Consider the following 18,448-nt stretch of genomic DNA (forward strand, 5'->3'; position numbering starts at 1 on the left):
AGAAAAAAAGGAAAAGGTATGAATAAATATTTAAAGCAATTAGTCGAGTTATCTGAAATAGACAAGGAAATTGATAGTTTCGCACCTAAAATAGAGGATATAAGTAAAAATTTAAAAGACACACAGTCAAAAATAGACAAATTTCAAAAAGAAATAAATACTTGTAATGATGAAATTTCAGATATAAAAAAAGAACAGGTGCAAAATGATTTGCATATAAAACAATTCAAAGAAAGGATAGATGAGCTTAGCAAAAAATCAGCTTCTGTTAAAACTGCAAAAGAAGCTAATGCTTTACAGATTGAAGAGGATATACTAAAAGAGCAGCTAGAGGTTGCTAATGAAGAAATAGAAAAACTTGATAGATTGTTAAAAAGTAAAGAAAAAATAAAAGAAGAATTGCTTAGCAATAAGCAAAAAGAAGAAGAGAATTTAAAAGATATAAGTGTCGATGTTGAAGCCAGAATGAAAGAGCTTGAAAAACAAAGATCCTTAGTTTTTGACAAAAAATCAAAATTAGTAGAGCAAATAAACCACAAGGTTTTAGGATTTTATGAAAAAATTCGCAAATGGGCCAAAAATACAGCTGTAGTGCCAGTTAAAAAACAAGCTTGTTATGGTTGTTTTATGAGAATATATGATAAAACATACCTAGCCGTGATAAAGGGTTCTGAAATAGTTACTTGTCCTCATTGTGGTAGAATTTTATATAAAGAGATAGAAAAAGAAAATAATAAAGAAAAAATTGCTGAAAGTGCGAATTGATAGTATTTTTATACTATATTTTACTTAGCATATTATATATTTTATCCTTACCTTTTTTGCTTATACTGTCTTTTACCAAGGATAAATACAGACAAAGCATAAAGGCTAGATTTTTTTTATATAAAAATAAATTAAAAAAAAGTGATATACATTTTCACGTTTGCTCCTTTGGTGAGGCAAGAAGCATAAAAAAATTAAGCTCAAATTTCGAGGATAAACGAATAACTTGCATCACTCAAACAGGCTTTTTGGAAGCTAAGACTTTTTGCAAGAATGTTTCTTTTTTAGCTTTTGAAATTTTTATACCTTTTTGGTTTAGTCCTTGTAAGGTTCTTGTTATATTTGAGGCTGAACTTTGGCTTATGTTGATTTTTGTTGCTAAATTAAGAGGAGCAAAGGTCATACTACTCAATGCTAGGCTTTCTGATAAATCCTTTCACAGATATAAGAGATTTTCTTTTTTTTATAAAACCCTTTTTTCTTACATAGATGAGGTGTTTGCTCAAAGTGCCTTAGATAAACAAAGACTAGAGGAGCTTGGGGCTAAAAATGTTATAGAGTATTTTAATATAAAAGCAGCACTTAGCTCTACCGTGCAAAAAATATATAAAAAAGTAGATAAAAAAATAATACTTTTTGCTAGCACTCACGATAAAGAAGAAGAGCTTTTGTTAAATTTTTTCAAGCCAAGAAAAGATGAAATTTTAATCATAGCACCAAGGCATCCAGAGAGATTTGAAAAGGTTGAAGAATTTTGCAAGGATTATAGTAAAAAATACGCTTTAAGTTTTGATAAATTTAGTAATTATGGTGAAAATTTTAATAGCGATAAGTTAAGTTCAGTTTTTTTGCTAGATACGCTTAATGAGTTAGTGAATTTTTACTCTATCGCCGATATTGTGGTTCTTTGTGGATCTTTTATAAAAGGCGTGGGAGGACATAATCCAATAGAAGTAGCACAGTTTAATAAAATTTTGATTTCTGGACCTTACATACATAATCAAGTATCCCTCTTTTCAATGCTTGATAATGCCTATATTTGTTATGATATACCAAAGCTTAGAGAATTTATAGATACTTGCGATAAGGCTGTTTCTTTGAAATTTAAGCCAAATTTGAACTTGATTACAGATCACATCAAGGCTTTATTATGAATAAAGAAAAAGCCTATAAACTTTTAGCCTTGCAAGAAAAAATTTCTAACTCAAAGGCAAAAGAGCTAATAGATAGAGGTTTGGTTTTTTATAAAAATGAAAAACTTCAAATGGCTAGAACTATGTTAAATAGCTCTGCAAAATTTACGGTTAAAAAGTTGCAAGATATAAAAATAATCTTTGAAGACGATAAAATCATAGCCGTTAATAAGCCTTATTCTGTTTTAAGCGAAGAAATTCAAGATAAATTAAAAACAAGGCTTTTAAATAGATTAGACAAAGAAACAAGCGGACTTTTGCTTTTGTGTAAAGATGAAGATTTTCGCATAAAATGTGTAAAAGAATTTAAAGAACAAAAGGTATATAAGAGCTATATAGCAATACTTAATGGCATTGTGCCACAGGAAATAGATATAGATGAACCCATTTTGGTTAAAAAGACTAAAAATTCAGCTTTTGCTAAAATTTCAAAAGACGGTTTAGAAGCTCATACTAAAATCATACCTCTTATGGTCAATGCAAAGAAGACATTGGCAAAAATACTTATAAAAACGGGCAGAACCCATCAAATTCGTTTGCATACGGCTTTTATAAATAATGGAATTTTAGGCGATGAAAAATATGCAAAAAGTCGCTCTGTAAGAATGTTTTTACACAGCTTTGAATGCAAAATTTTTAATTATCATTTTATAGCCCCATTGGATAATGATTTTGAAAAACTTGGCTTTGATATTAAAAATTTAAATTTTTAAAGACCTTTAAAGCAAACATAAGTTATAATACACATTTTTACTTTAATTTAAAAGAGGAAAAAGAATTGTTCGAATTAATAGGAGATTCGTTTAAATCAGCCATTAATAAGCTTAGATTTGTCGATGATGAAAAATCCTTGAAAAATGCCTTAGATACACTTAAAAAATCTTTATTAAAAGCTGATGTGCATCATAAGGTTGTAAAAGAGCTTTTGGCTTTAGTTGAGGAAGATGTAAAAAAAATCGGTATAGGTCAAAAACAGTTCTTAAACTCTATAAAACAAAATTTAGAAAATATCTTAACGGTAAAAGACAAGCCTCAAGGTTTTGTTTTTTCAAACACTCCTCCTACAGTTGTTTTAATGTGCGGCTTACAAGGTGGAGGTAAAACAACAAGCACTGCAAAGCTTGCAAATTTTTTAAAGTTAAGAAATAAAAAAGTCCTAGTAGCAGCTTGTGATTTGCAAAGACTTGCAGCCGTTGAACAGTTACAAAAGCTTTGTGAAGATAATGATTTTGATTTTTTTAGCATAGACGGAGAAAAAAAAGCTTTAATAGTAGCAAAAGAAGCTCTTAAAAAGGCTAAAGCTGGAGCTTATGATGTTTTATTGGTAGATACCGCAGGTCGTTTAGCGATAGATGAGACATTAATATCAGAGCTAAAAGATATAAAAAAAGCATTAGAGCCAGATGAGACATTTTATGTAGCTGATTCTATGAGTGGTCAAGACGGTGTAAAAACAGCCGCTTCTTTTAATGAAAGCATAGGCATAAGCGGGGTTATACTTAGCAAATTCGATGCTGATACTAAAGGCGGTGTAGCTCTTGGCATAGCAAAGCAGCTTCAAATTCCACTTCGTTTCATAGGCACAGGTGAAAAAGTCGCTGATTTAGAGCTTTTTATACCTGATAGGATAGTGGGTCGTATTATGGGAGAGGGGGATTTGGCTTCTTTGGCTGAAAAAACCGCTACCATCATAGATGATAAAGAAGCAAAAAAAATAAATCAAAAGATAAAAAAGGGAGAATTTAATTTTAATGACTTTTTGGATCAAATGCAAAATGTTAGCAAACTTGGAAGTATGCAGTCTTTAATATCTATGATACCAGGAATGTCAAATGTTGCTTCGGCAGTTAAGGATATGGATTTTGAAAATTCCAAACAGCTAACTCATATAAAGGCTATGATATCATCAATGACACCAAAAGAAAGGGAAAATCCTAGTCTTTTGAATAATTCCAGAAAACGTAGGATAGCAAGTGGTGCAGGGCTTTCGCAAATGGAGGTAAATCGTTTTTTAAAGCAGTTTGAAAATGCAGCGAAATTAGCTAAGAAATTTTCCTCAAAAGCTGGTATGCAGAATTTAATGCAGATGATGTCAAATGCTAGACGAGGTTTTTAGCAAAATTTTATATATGTGTATTTTTTGTATTCATATATAAAATTTTTTATTTTTAGGAGATTTTAATGACAGTTGTTAGACTTACTAGAATGGGACGAAAGAAAAGACCATTTTACAGAATAGTAGTTACTGATAGTCGCAAAAGAAGAGACGGAGCTTGGATAGAAAGTATAGGCTATTATAATCCTATGGTAGAGCCAGAAGTCATAAAATTTGATGCTGAAAGGCTTGCTTACTGGAAAAGCGTTGGTGCTAAACTTAGCGACAAGGTTGCTTCTATTACGAGTAGATAATTATGGCTGAAGAATTTTTAAAAGAATATGCTAAATTAATAGCTGATTTTCCAGATAAAATTCAAACCAAATCGGTTAATTTGGGAGATAATTTTGTTGAAATTATAATTTATGCTGATAAGGTAGATACAGGAAAGCTTATAGGAAAAAATGGCAAAATGATAAATGCTATTAAAACAGTTATTTCAGCTTTTAAAAGTAAGGATATGATATCTTATAGGGTTACAGTTAAAAATATAGATGAATAAAATTCTAGTAGCCAAGATAGGCAAAACTGTAGCTCTTAGAGGTTATTTAAGGCTTCATATATTAAGCGATTTTCCTTATATCTTTAAAAAAAACAGTGCTTTTATGAGTTCTGATGATAGAACACTTAAAATAAAAAACTTCGATAAGGAAAAATCTTTGGTATTATTTGAGGGCTATGAAGATGTGAATTTAGCAAAAGATTTAACAAATTTAGAGCTTTATCAGAGCTTAGAAGATACAAAAAAATACTGTAAATTAAATAAAGATGAGTTTTTTTATTTTGATATTATATCCTGTGAAATTTTTGAGGATAGCTTAAAATTGGGCAAAGTGATTGATATACTTCAAACCTCTGCTTCATATTTATTTTTAGTGCAAGTTGATAAGTCTTTAGGACAAGATTTTGCTACACAGTTTTATCTACCTTATGCCGATTTTTACATAGAATCAGTAGATATAAAATCAAAAAAGATTTATGCTAAAAATGCCTTAGAATTATTAAAAAGCATATGAAATTTTCTTTTGTTTCTTTATTTTGTGAAATTTTATATCCGTATTTTGAATACTCCATTCTTGCCAGAGCTAAAGCTAGAAATTTAATAAGCACAGATTTTTTTAATCCCAGAGATTTCTCAAAAGATGTTAGAAAAAAAGTAGATTCTTATAAGATAGGTGGCGGAGCCGGGCTTTTAATGCAGGTAGAACCACTTTGTGAATGTTTAGAACACATACACAAAAGCAACAGTAACACTCATTTTGTTTTTTTAAATCCTGCCGGAAAACCTTTTACCCAAAAAGATGCAAAAAGACTAGCTAAAAAAGAGCATATTTGTTTCGTTTGTGGCAGGTATGAAGGTATAGATGAAAGGGTGCTAGAACTTTTTGCAAATGAAGTTTTTTCACTAGGTTCTTTTGTATTAACCGGTGGAGAATTAGCAGCACTTTGTATGAGCGATGCTATAAGCAGAAATATAAATGGTGTATTGGGCAATTCGCAAAGTTTAGATGAAGAGAGTTTCGAAGATAACTTACTTGAAGCACCGTCTTTTGCAAAACCTTTTTCTTTTAATTATAAAAATGAAAATTTAAATACTACTTCAGCCTTTTTAAAGGGAAATCACGGTAAAATCATAGCTTTAAAAAAAACTTTGTCTTTAGCCAAAACGAAGTTTTTTAATCCAACTTTGTATCAAAAATACCTTTTTTCAAGGAAGAATTATGAAAAATAAATATATACAAAATTTTGAAGCAAAACAGCTAGAAGGAAAAACAGTGCCTGATTTTAGAGCAGGCGATACCTTAAAACTTGCGATTCGTATTAAAGAAGGCGACAAGAGCAGGATACAAAATTTTGAGGGAGTTTGTATAGTAAGACGTGGTTCTGGCACTGCTGAAACTTTCACTGTAAGAAAAATAGGTGCAAACAATATAGGTGTTGAAAGAATTTTTCCTATTTATAGTGAGAGCTTAGAAAACATAACTGTTTTAAGACGAGGACGTGTTCGTCGTGCAAGACTCTTTTATCTAAGAGATAGAAAAGGAAAAGCTGCTCGTATAAAAGAATTAAAAAAATAAAAGTAAGCATTATGGCTTGGTCTAAAGATTCTTGGAAAAAATACCCGATAAAACAGCAGCCTGTTTATGAAGACAAGGCTTCTTTAGAATTAGTTACAACAAGGCTTGCAAAATTACCTCCTTTGGTTTTTGCCGGCGAGGTAAGAGCTCTTAAAAACAAGCTTGCTAAAGTATCTAGAGGAGAGGCTTTTTTATTGCAAGGTGGAGACTGTGCTGAAAGTTTTTTAAATTTTGGTGCAGACAACATAAGAGATACTTTTAAATTAATGTTGCAAATGGCAATAGTGCTTACTTTTTCTGGCGGTTGTCCCGTTGTAAAAGTGGGAAGGGTAGCAGGTCAGTTTGCAAAGCCTAGAAGTTCAGATTTTGAAGAAATAAATGGAAAATCTTTGCCAAGCTATAGAGGTGATATAGTAAATGGCTTTGAATTTGATGAAGAAGCTAGAAAAGCCGATCCTAAGAGAATGATTGATGCATATTATCAAAGTGCAACTACCTTAAATTTGCTTAGAGCTTTTGCTAGAGGCGGTTTAGCTGATTTAAGAGAGGTTCATCGTTGGAATTTAGCATTTTTGAAAAATGCAGAATTGGGTGATAAATATAGCGAATTAAGCGAAAAAATTACCCAAGCTATAAATTTTATAGAAGCTTGTGGGATTAATGCTACAAATACACCTAGTCTTAGAGAAACAAGCATATATACTTCACACGAGGCTTTATTATTGCCTTATGAAGAGGCATTAACGAGGATAGACAGCATCACTTTAGATGCCTATAATTGTTCAGCACATATGCTTTGGATAGGTGAAAGAACAAGAGGTGTAAATGATGCACACGCACATTTTTTAAGCGGTGTTAAAAATCCTTTGGGCGTTAAAATAGGACCAAGTGCTAAGGCAGACGAAATTAAGGCTTTGGCTTCTGTGTTAAACAAAGATAATGAGGAAGGAAAATTAAACATTATTATAAGAATGGGTGCTGATAAGATAGCAGATTCTTTACCTCAAATTTTTAGAGAGCTTAAAAAAGAAGGTTTGAATTTAATTTACAGTATAGATCCTATGCACGGAAACACTGTAAAAGCTGGAAACTATAAAACAAGAGCCTTTGATAAGATAATGCAAGAAGTCAGAATGTTTTTTGAAATAGCTATGAGCGAAGGAGTTTATCCCGGAGGTGTTCATCTTGAAATGACTGGGCAGGACGTAACCGAATGCACGGGTGGGATTTCTAATGTAACTGAAGAAACTCTTAGAAAAAGATACGAAACCCAGTGCGACCCAAGACTAAATGCAGATCAGGCTTTGGAGTTAGCTTTTTTGATGGCTGATTTGGTAAAAAGGGCTAGGACTTGATAAAGCTTTATGGTATAAAAAATTGTTCTAGCGTAAAAAAGGGTATAGATTTTTTAAATTCTAAAGGTATTTCTTTTGATTTTTTAGATATTAAAAAGATAAGCGAAGAAGAACTTGACTTCTTTTTATCTAAGAAGTCTTTTGATGCTTTGATAAATACAAGCGGTATGAGTGCTAAAAATTTAAAAATAAACAAAGAATTTATATCAAATTCCAGCATAGATGAATTAAAGCATATAGTTTTGCAAAATCCAAGCCTTATAAAAAGACCCGTCATTTGCATCGATAATGTAGTGCTTGTTGGAAAAGAATACGAAAATTTCCAGTTTTAATTAAACTTATAAACTTTCAAATTCCCCATTTAAAAATTGTTTTCTAGCACTTAATTTATCAAGATAAAATACTTCAAAAGTCGCATTACTAGGGCTTTGATAAAGATCTTTTAGCATAGGATATTTTTCAAACATAGCCTCTTTTACCTTTGCATTATCTTCAAATATAGCATTAGCTCTAAGTCTTAGGAAGGTTCCATCCTTTGCACAAGAGCAAAATTCTATGCCGCTGTGTTTTTGTATATGTTTAAAAAGATTTTTTGTATTTGATGTGCAAAAATAAATTTTATCCTCCCAAAGTAACGGACTTTGTATAGGTCTTATACGAGGATTTCCGCAAGTTCCAAGTGTTGCTAAAAAAGCCGGTGGATTGTTATCTAAAAATTCTACTAAGTCTTTGATTGTCATATTTTCTCCTTACATATAAAGTCCGCCATTTACTTTTAGCACATCACCGGTTATATAAGAGGCGTAATCGCTAAGCAAAAAGGCTACTGCATTGGCAACTTCTTCAGGTTCTGCAAATCTTTTTAATGCTATGTTGTTTTCATATGCTTTTTTTATATCTTCACTTAAAACGTTTGTCATATCGCTTTTGATAAAACCAGGAGTAACGCAGTTAAAGCGTAAATTTCTACTAGCTCCTTCTTTTGCAAAAGATTTTGTCATAGCTATCATACCGCCCTTGCTAGCAGAATAATTTACTTGACCAGCATTCCCCATTTCTCCAACTATAGAAGCTATATTTACAACCGCACCAAATCTTTGCTTACTCATAGCTTTTAAAGCTTCTTTGCAGCCTAAAAAAGCAGAATTTAAATTTGTATCTACAACTAGAGAAAAGTCAGCTAAACTCATTCTTAATGCTAACTTATCATTTGTTATACCAGCGTTATTTACTAGGTAAGAAAGCTCACCGTCGCTTTGTATTATAGTTTTTATAGCAGCTTCAAATTCATCTTCTTTGCTAGCATCAAAACAAATCACAGCAGCACTTCCACCTGATTTTTCTATATCATCTTTCAAGGCATCAGCAAGCTCTGGTTTGCTTCTATAATTTATCCAAACTTTAAGCTTAAAATCAGCCAAAGTTCTTGCAATAGACGCACCTATGCCTTTGCTAGCACCTGTAATTAATACATTTTTTCCACTAAATTTCATTATTTTTCCTTTATAATTTTTATTATTTTAACAAATAAATTATTTACATACAATCAAAAAGCCATTTCTCATATTCCACAGAGCTTTCTTTTATCTCAAAAACAACGAATTCCGGCAGCTCGTAACTGTGTTTTTCTTTTAATTGTTTTAAAATTTTATCTACATTTTCACTTTTGCTTTTTATGCTTAATAAAAATTCCTTATCTTTTCGTATTTTGTTCTGCCAGGGGTAAAAGCTTTTTATTTTTGAAATTTGCACACAGGCTGATAGTTTGGATTCTATTAGCATTCGTGCTAAGTTCTTAGCGTCTTTTTTATTTGCAACTGTAGTGTTTATTACAACTAGCATTCAACATCGCTCAAAAAGCAAAGTAAGGCTTTAACCACGTAGAGTCTGTTTGTGGCTTCTGTAAATACAACTTCGCTATGTTCCTCAAAAACATCTTCGCTTACTTCAAATCCTCTATATGCAGGTAAGCAGTGCATAAAAATAGCATTTTTGTTGGCATAACTCATAGCTTCCTTGTCTATTATAAAGCCGCTAAAATCTTTTATTTTTTGCTCTTTTTTATCCTCTTCACCCATAGAAACCCATGTATCTGTTATGATTACATCTTTATTGCTTATGGCTTTAAATTTATCATTGCTTATTTCTATCTTAGCTCCGCTTTTTTCAGCTTCTTTTAGGGCAAAAGAAAGAATTTCATTGTTTATATTATAGCCTTTAGGTATGGCTATGCTTAATTCAAATCCTAAAATAGAAGCCGCTATTAACCAAGAATTACACATATTATTACTATCGCCAACAAAGGCTATCTTACCTTGTTTGTTGTATTCTTTTATGGTGAGTAAATCACCTAAAACTTGAGTAGGGTGGTATAAGTCGCTAAGGGCATTTATAACAGGTGCTTTTGAATACTTAGCAAATTCAAGCAAGGTTTCGTGTTTATTAACCCTAAGCATTACAAAATCAACCATAGATCCTATAACTCTTGCAGTGTCCTTTACAGGTTCGCCTCTATTTAACTGCAAGTCATTAGAGCTTAAAAATAAAGCCTTTCCGCCAAGCTCACTTATAGCTAGCTCAAATGCCATTCTGGTTCTTGTCGAGCTTTTTTCAAAAATCATAGCTAATTTTTTATCAAGCAGTAGTTTTCTTGGTTCTTTTTTTATACTAACAGCCATATCTATCAGTTTTAAAATTTCATTTTTTGTATAATCTCTCAAGCTTAAAAAGTGTCTCACTGCATATCCTTTAAAATTTTAGCTATTTCTTTTGCGTGATAGCTTATTATTAGTTTTGCTCCAGCTCTTTTAAAAGCAAACATAGTTTCTAAAAGAACCTTTTCATAATCAATTACACCTAGTTTAGCTCCGGCTTTAAGCAATGCGTATTCTCCGCTTACATTATAAACGCATACTGGAAGTTTTGTATTTAAAGATAATTCTTTTACCACATCAAGATAGGCAAGTGCCGGTTTTATCATCAATATATCAGCACCTTGTTTTTCATCTTCTAGGCTTTCAAGTAAAGCTTCTTTTGCATTTGCATAGTCCATTTGGTAGCTCTTTCTATCTCCTTTATTTGGGCTTGATTTTGCTACCTCTCTAAATGGTCCGTAATAACTAGAAGCAAATTTTGTAGAATAACTCATAAGCGGTAAATTGCAAAAGCCATTTTCATCTAATGCTTTTCTAAGTGTGTATATAATCCCGTCCATCATACCGCTTGGAGCTATCATATCAACACCTGCTCTTGCTTGAACTAATGCTTGTTTTGCTGAAATTTCTAGCGTTAAGTCATTATCAACTGTTTCTGTTTTTGGGTCTATTATGCCACAATGACCGTGTTCTGTGTATTCACAAAAGCAAAGATCTGCTATTACAAATAAATTTGGAAAAGATGCTTTTATTTCTTTTATACTTCTTGCTATTAAGCCATCATCATCTAAAGCATCACTACCTATACTATCTTTTTTATCATCATCTAAAACTCCAAAAAGTATGATAGCTTTTATTCCAAGTTGTGTGAGTTCTTTACACTCTTTTAGTATTTCATCTATACTCATTTGAAAGACACCCGGCATAGATGATATTTCATTTTTTATACCATTTCCTTCAACAACAAAAAGTGGATAAATAAAATCGTTTATATCTAAAGAAGTTTCTTTGAGCATAGACCTTAAAGAACCGTTTAACCTTAGTCTTCTAAACCTCTTAAACATAAATTTCCTTTTTTTAGATAAAATAAAAGCAAATATTATAACATAAAAGGTTTTAAAATATGGATATAGAAATTTCTAAAATAGCAAAATTACCTACAAAATTTGGAATTTTTCAAATTCAAAGCTTTAAAGAGGGCGAAAAAGAGCATTTATGTATATTTAAAGGGGATTTGAAAGGAGATGTTAATATTAGAATCCATTCAGAGTGCATAACCGGAGATACCTTATCTTCTTTAAAATGCGATTGTGGAGAGCAGCTTGATTTTGCACTTAGATATATACAAGAAAATGGCGGGCTTATTATATATTTAAGGCAAGAAGGCAGAGGTATAGGACTTTTAAACAAGATAAATGCTTATTCTCTTCAAGATGAGGGTTTAGATACTGTAGAAGCAAATTTAAAGCTTGGTTTCAAAGAAGATGAAAGAAGATATGATGTAGTGAATTTTATATTAAAGCATTATAAAATAAGCTCTGTAAATTTAATGACTAATAATCCTTTAAAAATAAAAAGTTTAGGACTTGAAGTAGAATTAAAACAAAGAATACCCATAAAGATTCAGTCAAACGACTTTAACAAAGAATACCTAAGAATAAAAGAAGAAAAAATGGGGCATTTAACTTGAATGTATCTGAATTAGAGAAAAATTTAAATTTTTTACAAGATTTTGATAGCTCTAAAAAAGAAACTTTTTTTAAAAGATTGAAAATTTATGAAGAATTATTTTTTTCTTATCAGAAAGTGCATAATATCTCAAATTTTAAAAGCTTAGAATTTGAGATAATAGACAGCCTTAAAATACTTGATTTTAAAAATCTAAATTTTGTTAAAAATGCTATTGATGTAGGGAGTGGTGCTGGTTTTCCGGGCGTTTTTTTAGCACTTGTTTTAGGGTCTAAATTCTACCTTTTTGAGCCAAATAAAAAAAAAGCAGCTTTTTTATTTTTGATAAAGAGTGAATTAAAACTTACAAATTTAAGTATAAAAACGGAAAGGATAGAGGCTAGCACGGAATTTTTTACAGCTGATTTGATAAGCTCTAGGGCTTTGACTAATGTAAGAGATTTATTAAAACTTTGTATAAAATTTTATGATAAAAATACATTTTTTCTTCTTTATAAAGGAAGTAAATTAGAAGATGAATTAAAAGAGGTTAAAGAATATGAAATTTTTTCATACAATAAGAGAAAGTATTGTTTTTTGTCTTGTAGTTTTTGTAATGCTCTCAAGTGAGCTTTTTGCTGATAATATTTTGCAAGATTATCTTAAAAATGAGCTTAAAAACATAAGCGAAAGCGAGCAAAGAACTTTGTCTTATAATGCGATTAGGGTAATTTTAGAAAAGAAATTTAAGAACGAAGCTTTAGAAGATAAACTAAAAGATGAGGTTTTAAAAAAAGCTAGGTTAGCTCTTTTGTCTATGAAAAATGAAAGATTAAGCGGAGATTATTTGGCTATAGCACTTAGTTTTTATGCTAATGATGGGCTATATGAAAGTGAAAATATAAGCCATTTTATTGCTCTTTGGAAAAATGATGAACAAATACCAAAAAATTTAGCTATAAGTGCTGATTATAATTTATTTTTAAATCTTGTATCTTTTTTAAAGGAAGTTGATAAGAATGAAACTTTTGCTAAATTTGTGGCAAAAACTGTAAATAAAAACAACAATAATATATTATTTTTAAGCACAAAGATTGATAATGAAGCGTATTTCATAAATTTTAACAAAAAACAATACACAGTAAAACACGAAAATTTTATCCCGCTAGAGCAAAATAGCTTATCTGTAGTTATTTTAAAACAAGACTGCACTCTTGCACCGCAGGAAATAAGAGATACAGGCTTAGAGCTTTTTAGCGATAAAAAATGCTTTGAAATTTTGCCTTTAAGTATTATATAAATTTAACAACATCATTAAAGTTAAATCTAGACTTTGCAGGTATTTCTTTATCTTTTCTATGCCCCAAAGCAACCATAACCGTAGCTTGCTCTTTGCCTGTATCAAGTCCAAGATATTTATCTAAATCTTTTTGGGAGAATCCACCTATAGCACAAGAACCCAAATTTAAGCTTGTAGCAGCATATAAAATTGTAGCAAGTGCTATGTGAGCTTGTTGTTTTGAATATGATTTTCTTTCTTCAAAATTCATAGACTCTAAAAAAGGCTTGTAAGCTTGTATCCTTTTTTCTATCTCTTCTTTGCTCATATCTCTTTTTCTAAGTTTATCCTCGAAATAAGCAGCAAAATCATATCTTGAAACGATGATTATCAAAGCAGCACAAGTGCTAACGCGAGTTTGATTATTTGCTATTATTCCTAACTCTTTTATTTTATTTTTATCTTGAGTGGCTATAAAATACCAAGGCTCAAGCCCTAAGGAGCTAGGACTAAGACGTGCAAGTTCTAAAACCTTCCTAAAATCGTCTTTATCTATATCTTTATCTAGAAATTCTCTACAAGAAAAACGGTTTTCAAAAATTTTAAACATACTCAAACCTTTATGCAAAAATGTCTTAAAATTCTAGCAAATAAAATCTTAAAATTTAAAAAAATATTTCCTAGAATTTACTTTAAATTCACTTTTAAAACTTAAAATAGATATAGTAAAATACTCAAGGGACAAGCTTTGAAAGCACTAAAATTAAGGTTTAAAGATTTTTTTTCATCATTACTTGCTTTTGCTAAAAAAAAGAAAATGATATTATTTATTATTTTAATAATCTTATTAATAGCATTGTTTTATATATTTTATCCACGAGACAATACTACACACCTGCTTACACAAAAAATTACTAGAATCACTATAAATCAGAGCATAGAGGCTATAGGCACTGTTTATGCTAAGGAAGAGGTTGATGTCGGCGCACAGGTTAGCGGACAGATTATAAAGCTTTATGTCGATATAGGCGATAAGGTTAAAAAAGGGGATTTAATAGCACAAATTGATAAAGATAAACAAGAAAATGATCTTAACATATACAAGGCACAACTTCAAAGTGCAAAAGCGAATTTAGAAAGTAGGCAGGTTGCACTTGATATAGCTGATAAACAGTATCAAAGGGAACAAGCACTATATGATAAAAAAGCTTCTTCTTTGGAAGTTTTAGAAAATCTTAAAAATAATTACTACACTTTAAAAGCCAATGTAGCAGAGCTTGAAGCTCAGGTTGTCCAGCTTGAAATAACGCTTAAAAATGCTCAAAAAGATTTAGGTTACACTACTATATTAGCTCCAATGGACGGGATTATAATAAATACAGCTGTAGAAGAGGGTCAAACTGTTAATGCAAACCAAAATACCCCTACCATAGTAAGAATAGCAAATTTAGATGAAATGGAAGTAAGAATGGAAATAGCGGAGGCTGATGTTAATAAGATAAAAGTTGGAAGTGAGGTTGAATTTGCTATATTAAGTGATCCAGATAAAAGGTACAAAGCTAAAATAGAAAGCATAGATCCTGCAGATATTGAAACAAGCGATGCGACTAGCAATTCATCAAATTCAAATTCATCAAGCACATCTAGTGCGATTTATTATTATGCAAAATTTTTTGTTAAAAATGAAAACAATTTTTTGCGTATAGGTATGAGCACTGAAAATAAAATAATAGTAGCAAGTGCTACAAATACCATATCCGTTCCAACATATGCTATAAAAAATGATAGTGGAGGGTATTTTGTTGAGATTTTAAAAGGACAAAATATTGTTAAAAAATACATAAAACTAGGCATAAAAGACGGCATAAACACCCAAGTTTTAGAGGGTGTTAATGAAAATGATGACTTGATAGTAGCAAATACAAGTGCAAAAAGTTCTGGAGCATCTACACCTTATGCGAGACCTAGATGATAACACTAAGAAATATTTGCAAAAATATAGGACAAAATGAAATATTAAAAAATGTTAGTTTAAGCATACAAAGAGGCGAATTTGTAGCTATTATAGGTCAAAGCGGTAGCGGAAAAACCTCTCTTTTAAATATTATAGGAACATTAGATGAGCCAAGTTCAGGCTCTTATATCTTTGATAAGTATGAAGTTACAAAACTTGATAAAGATGAAAAAGCAAAGTTAAGAAGAGAAAATATAGGCTTTATTTTTCAAAGATATAATCTTTTAAGCTTATTAACTGCAAGAGAAAATGTCTCTTTACCGGCAGTTTATGCGGGTAAAAAGACTGATTTTAGAAACGAAAGAGCTAAAAATTTACTGTCTGATTTAGATCTTGAATCAAAAATAAATTCAAAACCAAATGAGCTAAGCGGGGGACAACAACAAAGAGTAAGTATAGCAAGAGCCTTGATGAATGGAGGAGATTTAATACTAGCCGATGAACCAACCGGAGCACTCGATAGTAAAAGCGGTATAATGGTGCTAAATATTTTAAAATCCTTAAACAAAGAAGGTCATACCATAGTCTTAGTAACTCACGATCAAAGCATAGCAGCACAAGCTAAGAGGATTATAGAAATAAAAGATGGAGAAATTTTAAAAGATAGCTCTACTGCATATGAAAAACAAGAAATAAAGATTGAAAAAATGAAAGCTGAAGTAAAAACTTTTACACTGCTTAAGAATCAGCTTTTTGAATGCTTTAAAATAGCTTTTTCATCTATACTTGCCCATAAACTTCGTTCTATACTAACTATGTTGGGTATAATAATAGGCATAGCTTCAGTAGTTTGTGTTGTAGCACTTGGGAAAGGCTCTCAAGAACAAATACTAGCTTCTATTAGTAGGCTTGGCACAAATACAATAGAAGTTCGTCCCGGTAAAGGTTTTGGCGATATTCGTTCTGGTAGGACTTGGCTAAATGTAAGCGATTTAAAGACATTAAGAACTCTGCCTCAACTTGAAGCTGTTGAAGCTAGAGTAAATTCATCGGCTATCGTTACTTATAAGAATATATCTTTAAATGCAAGAGGCGAGGGCGTAGGTATAAATGAAATAAAAATAAAAGGTCTTGAATTAGAGGCTGGTAGAGTGCTTTCAAGTGATGATATAAAAAATAATTCTAATGTCGTGGTGATTGATTATAATGGACATCAAGGGCTTTTTGCAGATATGAATGCAAAAAATATATTAGGAAAAACAATAATTTTTGATTCTAAACCATTTGTTGTAATAGGTGTATTAAAAAGAGATGCAAACAGTAGGGCTGAAGATGTAACCGTAAGGCTTTACATACCATATACTACTATGATGAATAAAATAACAGGAGACAGACTTTTAAGCAGTATAATAACAAAGGTTGCAGATAATACCTCACCAACAGTAGCAGAACAAGCTATCACAAGAATTTTAGAGATAAAAAGAGGGCAAAAAGACTTTTTTACAGTAAATTCAGATGCCATAAGACAAACTATAGATGAAAATACTAGAACTATGACAATATTAATCACTTCAATAGCAGCTATAGCTTTAATAGTAGGCGGAGTTGGTGTTATGAATATAATGCTTGTTTCTGTCAGTGAAAGAACAAGAGAAATCGGCATAAGAATGGCTATTGGTGCTAGAAGAGAGGATATTTTAATGCAATTTTTAATAGAAGCTATTATGATATGCTCTATAGGTGCTTTTCTTGGCGTTATTTTGTCTATTAGCTTGGTTTATTTTTTAAATTATTTAGGTGTTTTTTCTATGATTATCTCTAGCTTATCTTTGTTTGTAGCTCTTTTAAGCTCTGTTTTTATAGGTTTAGTCTTTGGCTTTTTTCCAGCTAGAAATGCCGCAAATTTAAATCCTATAAGTGCTTTATCAAAGGAATAAATATGGTATTAAGTGCTTTAAACATAAATATTAAGCAGGTATTGTTATCATTTTTTGTATTTTTTATCCTTGCTTGTGCCCCATTAAATGATGTAAATTTAGAAAGAAACGATACAGATTTTGCCTATGATAAATGGTGGCAAAAATATGATAATCAAATTTTAAATGATTTTGTAGATACTATTTTAAAAAATAATAGCGAAATACAAATGGCAAGGCTTAATCTTCTAAGCTCTCTTGCTTCTTATGATTTAGCTTATGTTGATTTATTTCCCACTGCAGACGGGTCTTTAGGTGCATCTAGCACTAAAAATTATAATCCAAATAACACTAGCAACAGCTTTTCAGGCTCTTTATCTGTATCATACGAGCTTGATATATATGGAAAAATAAGAGACAATATAGCTTCAGCAGAATTTAGTGCTAGAGCTAGTGCATACGAACTTGAAAGCTTAAAATTAACTCTTATAAATTCCAATATAGATGCGGTGCTTGATTTGGTTTATGCAAATGAAGTTTCAAAGCTTTTAAGTGATTATGTTGAAAATTTAGAGCTTGCACGAGAGCTTTATGCTTTAAAATACGAACTTGGAAAGATTCCAGAGCTTGATTTATTAAATTTAGAAAATTCTTTGCTTAATGCTAGACAAAGTTTATTGAGTAATGAGCAAAGCAAAGAGCTTATTATAAAAGGCTTAAAGGATTCGTTAGCTTTTGAAAAGGATTTTGATAAAATTGCGAGCTTAAATAGTCTAAGTTTTAGTGATTTCAAAGAAAGTGAGTTAAATTTTGATATAAATTTACAAGATCTTAGCAATAGACCAGATATAAAATCCGCACTAAATTCTTTAAAATCAGCTTTTAAAGACCTTAGTGTAGTTGAAAAAAGCATTTATCCTAGCATAAATTTAGGAGGAACTTTGAATACAAATGATTCTAATAACGGCAGTTTTAGCGTCTCTAGTTTAGGCGGAAATTTAAGGCTTTCTCTACCTTTTTTGGATTACGCACGCATAAGACAAAATATAAAAATTTCACAATACGCCTATGAAGGTTTAAAAGTGCAGTATGAACAAAGCCTTCAGAGTGCTATAAATGAATTTATACAATGCAAAGCTGATTATGCTTTTTATGAAGAGCTTTTTAAGAATATTATTTTAATTAACAAAAAACAAGAAAAAATAAAAAATACCTATGCTTTACAGTATGAGGCTGGAAAAGTAGAGTTAAAAGACTTTTTAGACGCACAAAATAGCTATATAAATTCTCATAGAGACATATTAAGCCAAAAATTAAATTTATTAAAAACTAGAAATTTGTATTATAAAATAACCACATTTTCAAGCTCTACACCCTCTTTAAACAAAGAAAATACGGGTAGAATTTCTTTTTAGATTTTTGAAAAAAGTT

23 protein-coding genes are annotated in these 18,448 nt (G+C 30.9%); 17 read left to right on the forward strand and 6 right to left on the reverse strand.

Annotation, left to right across the window (positions count from 1 at the left end; translation table 11 throughout):
- Positions 1 to 18: 18 nt before the first annotated feature.
- The 11 genes from Q0J35_RS04790 to Q0J35_RS04840 all read left to right on the forward strand — a co-directional run bounded on the left by Q0J35_RS04790 (position 19) and on the right by Q0J35_RS04840 (position 7,878).
- Entirely contained in the window at positions 19 to 765 is a 747-nt protein-coding gene (locus tag Q0J35_RS04790; RefSeq protein ID WP_297193632.1) for a zinc ribbon domain-containing protein, read from the forward strand.
- The gene (gene waaA, locus Q0J35_RS04795) at positions 765 to 1,919 is read left to right on the forward strand and encodes a lipid IV(A) 3-deoxy-D-manno-octulosonic acid transferase (RefSeq protein WP_363315703.1); all 1,155 of its coding nucleotides are present in this window, start codon (positions 765 to 767) and stop codon (positions 1,917 to 1,919) included. Before Q0J35_RS04790 ends, waaA begins: the two co-directional genes overlap by 1 nt.
- The gene (locus Q0J35_RS04800) at positions 1,916 to 2,671 is read left to right on the forward strand and encodes an RNA pseudouridine synthase (RefSeq protein ID WP_297193637.1); all 756 of its coding nucleotides are present in this window, start codon (positions 1,916 to 1,918) and stop codon (positions 2,669 to 2,671) included. The genes waaA and Q0J35_RS04800 overlap by 4 nt, the downstream gene beginning before the upstream one ends.
- Before the next feature lie 65 nt (positions 2,672 to 2,736).
- Positions 2,737 to 4,074 (forward strand): signal recognition particle protein, encoded by a 1,338-nt coding sequence (gene ffh / locus Q0J35_RS04805; RefSeq protein WP_297193639.1) that lies wholly within the window; start codon positions 2,737 to 2,739, stop codon positions 4,072 to 4,074.
- 65 nt (positions 4,075 to 4,139) lie between these two features.
- Entirely contained in the window at positions 4,140 to 4,367 is a 228-nt protein-coding gene (gene rpsP / locus Q0J35_RS04810; RefSeq protein ID WP_297193642.1) for a 30S ribosomal protein S16, read from the forward strand.
- A 2-nt stretch (positions 4,368 to 4,369) separates the two neighbouring features.
- Positions 4,370 to 4,615 carry a KH domain-containing protein gene (locus Q0J35_RS04815; protein ID WP_297193644.1) on the forward strand — a complete coding sequence of 82 codons (246 nt, stop codon included), beginning with the start codon at positions 4,370 to 4,372 and terminating at the stop codon, positions 4,613 to 4,615.
- A complete protein-coding gene (gene rimM, locus Q0J35_RS04820; RefSeq protein ID WP_297193645.1) occupies positions 4,608 to 5,129 on the forward strand; it encodes a ribosome maturation factor RimM in 522 nt (173 codons plus the stop codon). The genes Q0J35_RS04815 and rimM overlap by 8 nt, the downstream gene beginning before the upstream one ends.
- A complete protein-coding gene (gene trmD / locus Q0J35_RS04825; protein WP_297193647.1) occupies positions 5,126 to 5,845 on the forward strand; it encodes a tRNA (guanosine(37)-N1)-methyltransferase TrmD in 720 nt (239 codons plus the stop codon). Before rimM ends, trmD begins: the two co-directional genes overlap by 4 nt.
- The gene (rplS, locus tag Q0J35_RS04830) at positions 5,835 to 6,191 is read left to right on the forward strand and encodes a 50S ribosomal protein L19 (protein ID WP_297193649.1); all 357 of its coding nucleotides are present in this window, start codon (positions 5,835 to 5,837) and stop codon (positions 6,189 to 6,191) included. Before trmD ends, rplS begins: the two co-directional genes overlap by 11 nt.
- Positions 6,192 to 6,202: 11 nt before the next feature.
- Positions 6,203 to 7,546, forward strand: a complete 1,344-nt coding sequence (locus Q0J35_RS04835; RefSeq protein WP_297193651.1) for a class II 3-deoxy-7-phosphoheptulonate synthase — start codon at positions 6,203 to 6,205, stop codon at positions 7,544 to 7,546.
- Positions 7,546 to 7,878, forward strand: coding sequence for an ArsC/Spx/MgsR family protein (locus tag Q0J35_RS04840; protein ID WP_297193734.1), 333 nt, complete (start codon positions 7,546 to 7,548; stop codon positions 7,876 to 7,878). Before Q0J35_RS04835 ends, Q0J35_RS04840 begins: the two co-directional genes overlap by 1 nt.
- A 6-nt stretch (positions 7,879 to 7,884) precedes the next feature.
- On the opposite strand, the gene Q0J35_RS04845 is transcribed toward Q0J35_RS04840, so the two are convergent.
- Genes Q0J35_RS04845 through hemB form a run of 5 tightly spaced genes read right to left on the reverse strand, consistent with a single transcriptional unit; the run spans position 7,885 to position 11,264 of the window.
- Positions 7,885 to 8,286 (reverse strand): pyridoxamine 5'-phosphate oxidase family protein, encoded by a 402-nt coding sequence (locus Q0J35_RS04845; RefSeq protein WP_297193653.1) that lies wholly within the window; start codon positions 8,284 to 8,286, stop codon positions 7,885 to 7,887.
- A 9-nt stretch (positions 8,287 to 8,295) separates the two neighbouring features.
- Positions 8,296 to 9,039, reverse strand: a complete 744-nt coding sequence (gene fabG, locus Q0J35_RS04850) for a 3-oxoacyl-ACP reductase FabG (RefSeq protein ID WP_297193656.1) — start codon at positions 9,037 to 9,039, stop codon at positions 8,296 to 8,298.
- 43 nt (positions 9,040 to 9,082) lie between these two features.
- Positions 9,083 to 9,388 (reverse strand): divalent-cation tolerance protein CutA, encoded by a 306-nt coding sequence (cutA, locus tag Q0J35_RS04855; protein ID WP_297193658.1) that lies wholly within the window; start codon positions 9,386 to 9,388, stop codon positions 9,083 to 9,085.
- Entirely contained in the window at positions 9,382 to 10,284 is a 903-nt protein-coding gene (gene argF / locus Q0J35_RS04860) for an ornithine carbamoyltransferase (RefSeq protein ID WP_297193660.1), read from the reverse strand. The genes cutA and argF overlap by 7 nt, the downstream gene beginning before the upstream one ends.
- Positions 10,281 to 11,264 (reverse strand): porphobilinogen synthase, encoded by a 984-nt coding sequence (gene hemB, locus Q0J35_RS04865; RefSeq protein WP_297193662.1) that lies wholly within the window; start codon positions 11,262 to 11,264, stop codon positions 10,281 to 10,283. The genes argF and hemB overlap by 4 nt, the downstream gene beginning before the upstream one ends.
- 59 nt (positions 11,265 to 11,323) lie before the next feature.
- Between hemB and ribA the strand changes: the two genes are divergently transcribed.
- From ribA to Q0J35_RS04880, 3 genes are read left to right on the forward strand one after another with little or no spacing between them, the layout of a single operon-like run.
- A complete protein-coding gene (ribA, locus tag Q0J35_RS04870; RefSeq protein ID WP_297193664.1) occupies positions 11,324 to 11,890 on the forward strand; it encodes a GTP cyclohydrolase II in 567 nt (188 codons plus the stop codon).
- Entirely contained in the window at positions 11,887 to 12,498 is a 612-nt protein-coding gene (rsmG, locus tag Q0J35_RS04875) for a 16S rRNA (guanine(527)-N(7))-methyltransferase RsmG (protein WP_297193666.1), read from the forward strand. The genes ribA and rsmG overlap by 4 nt, the downstream gene beginning before the upstream one ends.
- Positions 12,428 to 13,168 (forward strand): hypothetical protein, encoded by a 741-nt coding sequence (locus Q0J35_RS04880; protein ID WP_297193668.1) that lies wholly within the window; start codon positions 12,428 to 12,430, stop codon positions 13,166 to 13,168. Before rsmG ends, Q0J35_RS04880 begins: the two co-directional genes overlap by 71 nt.
- Here Q0J35_RS04880 and Q0J35_RS04885 read toward each other — a convergent pair.
- Complete coding sequence (locus tag Q0J35_RS04885) at positions 13,161 to 13,757, reverse strand: nitroreductase family protein (RefSeq protein WP_297193670.1); 597 nt, start codon at positions 13,755 to 13,757, stop codon at positions 13,161 to 13,163. The two genes, Q0J35_RS04880 and Q0J35_RS04885, sit on opposite strands and share 8 nt — an antisense overlap.
- A gap of 207 nt (positions 13,758 to 13,964) precedes the next feature.
- Between Q0J35_RS04885 and Q0J35_RS04890 the strand changes: the two genes are divergently transcribed.
- From Q0J35_RS04890 to Q0J35_RS04900, 3 genes are read left to right on the forward strand one after another with little or no spacing between them, the layout of a single operon-like run.
- Positions 13,965 to 15,119 (forward strand): efflux RND transporter periplasmic adaptor subunit, encoded by a 1,155-nt coding sequence (locus Q0J35_RS04890; RefSeq protein ID WP_297193736.1) that lies wholly within the window; start codon positions 13,965 to 13,967, stop codon positions 15,117 to 15,119.
- The gene (locus Q0J35_RS04895) at positions 15,116 to 17,038 is read left to right on the forward strand and encodes an ABC transporter permease (protein ID WP_297193672.1); all 1,923 of its coding nucleotides are present in this window, start codon (positions 15,116 to 15,118) and stop codon (positions 17,036 to 17,038) included. The genes Q0J35_RS04890 and Q0J35_RS04895 overlap by 4 nt, the downstream gene beginning before the upstream one ends.
- Positions 17,039 to 17,067: 29 nt before the next feature.
- Positions 17,068 to 18,432 (forward strand): TolC family protein, encoded by a 1,365-nt coding sequence (locus Q0J35_RS04900; RefSeq protein WP_297193737.1) that lies wholly within the window; start codon positions 17,068 to 17,070, stop codon positions 18,430 to 18,432.
- Positions 18,433 to 18,448 lie beyond the last annotated feature (16 nt).

The organism is uncultured Campylobacter sp. (genome assembly GCF_944323605.1).
Classification (GTDB): Bacteria; Campylobacterota; Campylobacteria; order Campylobacterales; family Campylobacteraceae; genus Campylobacter_D.

What these genes read in the sequence shown, in the direction of transcription:
- ribA (WP_297193664.1), top strand. Translation starts at nt 11,324, where the DNA reads ATGGATATAGAAATTTCTAAAATAGCAAAATTACCTACAAAATTTGGA.
- rpsP (WP_297193642.1), top strand. Translation starts at nt 4,140, where the DNA reads ATGACAGTTGTTAGACTTACTAGAATGGGACGAAAGAAAAGACCATTT.
- Q0J35_RS04885 (WP_297193670.1), bottom strand. Translation starts at nt 13,757, where the DNA reads ATGTTTAAAATTTTTGAAAACCGTTTTTCTTGTAGAGAATTTCTAGAT.
- Q0J35_RS04835 (WP_297193651.1), top strand. Translation starts at nt 6,203, where the DNA reads ATGGCTTGGTCTAAAGATTCTTGGAAAAAATACCCGATAAAACAGCAG.
- Q0J35_RS04790 (WP_297193632.1), top strand. Translation starts at nt 19, where the DNA reads ATGAATAAATATTTAAAGCAATTAGTCGAGTTATCTGAAATAGACAAG.
- Q0J35_RS04815 (WP_297193644.1), top strand. Translation starts at nt 4,370, where the DNA reads ATGGCTGAAGAATTTTTAAAAGAATATGCTAAATTAATAGCTGATTTT.
- cutA (WP_297193658.1), bottom strand. Translation starts at nt 9,388, where the DNA reads ATGCTAGTTGTAATAAACACTACAGTTGCAAATAAAAAAGACGCTAAG.
- trmD (WP_297193647.1), top strand. Translation starts at nt 5,126, where the DNA reads ATGAAATTTTCTTTTGTTTCTTTATTTTGTGAAATTTTATATCCGTAT.
- rimM (WP_297193645.1), top strand. Translation starts at nt 4,608, where the DNA reads ATGAATAAAATTCTAGTAGCCAAGATAGGCAAAACTGTAGCTCTTAGA.
- Q0J35_RS04800 (WP_297193637.1), top strand. Translation starts at nt 1,916, where the DNA reads ATGAATAAAGAAAAAGCCTATAAACTTTTAGCCTTGCAAGAAAAAATT.
- Q0J35_RS04845 (WP_297193653.1), bottom strand. Translation starts at nt 8,286, where the DNA reads ATGACAATCAAAGACTTAGTAGAATTTTTAGATAACAATCCACCGGCT.
- Q0J35_RS04880 (WP_297193668.1), top strand. Translation starts at nt 12,428, where the DNA reads ATGAAATTTTTTCATACAATAAGAGAAAGTATTGTTTTTTGTCTTGTA.
- Q0J35_RS04895 (WP_297193672.1), top strand. Translation starts at nt 15,116, where the DNA reads ATGATAACACTAAGAAATATTTGCAAAAATATAGGACAAAATGAAATA.
- hemB (WP_297193662.1), bottom strand. Translation starts at nt 11,264, where the DNA reads ATGTTTAAGAGGTTTAGAAGACTAAGGTTAAACGGTTCTTTAAGGTCT.
- rplS (WP_297193649.1), top strand. Translation starts at nt 5,835, where the DNA reads ATGAAAAATAAATATATACAAAATTTTGAAGCAAAACAGCTAGAAGGA.
- Q0J35_RS04890 (WP_297193736.1), top strand. Translation starts at nt 13,965, where the DNA reads ATGATATTATTTATTATTTTAATAATCTTATTAATAGCATTGTTTTAT.
- fabG (WP_297193656.1), bottom strand. Translation starts at nt 9,039, where the DNA reads ATGAAATTTAGTGGAAAAAATGTATTAATTACAGGTGCTAGCAAAGGC.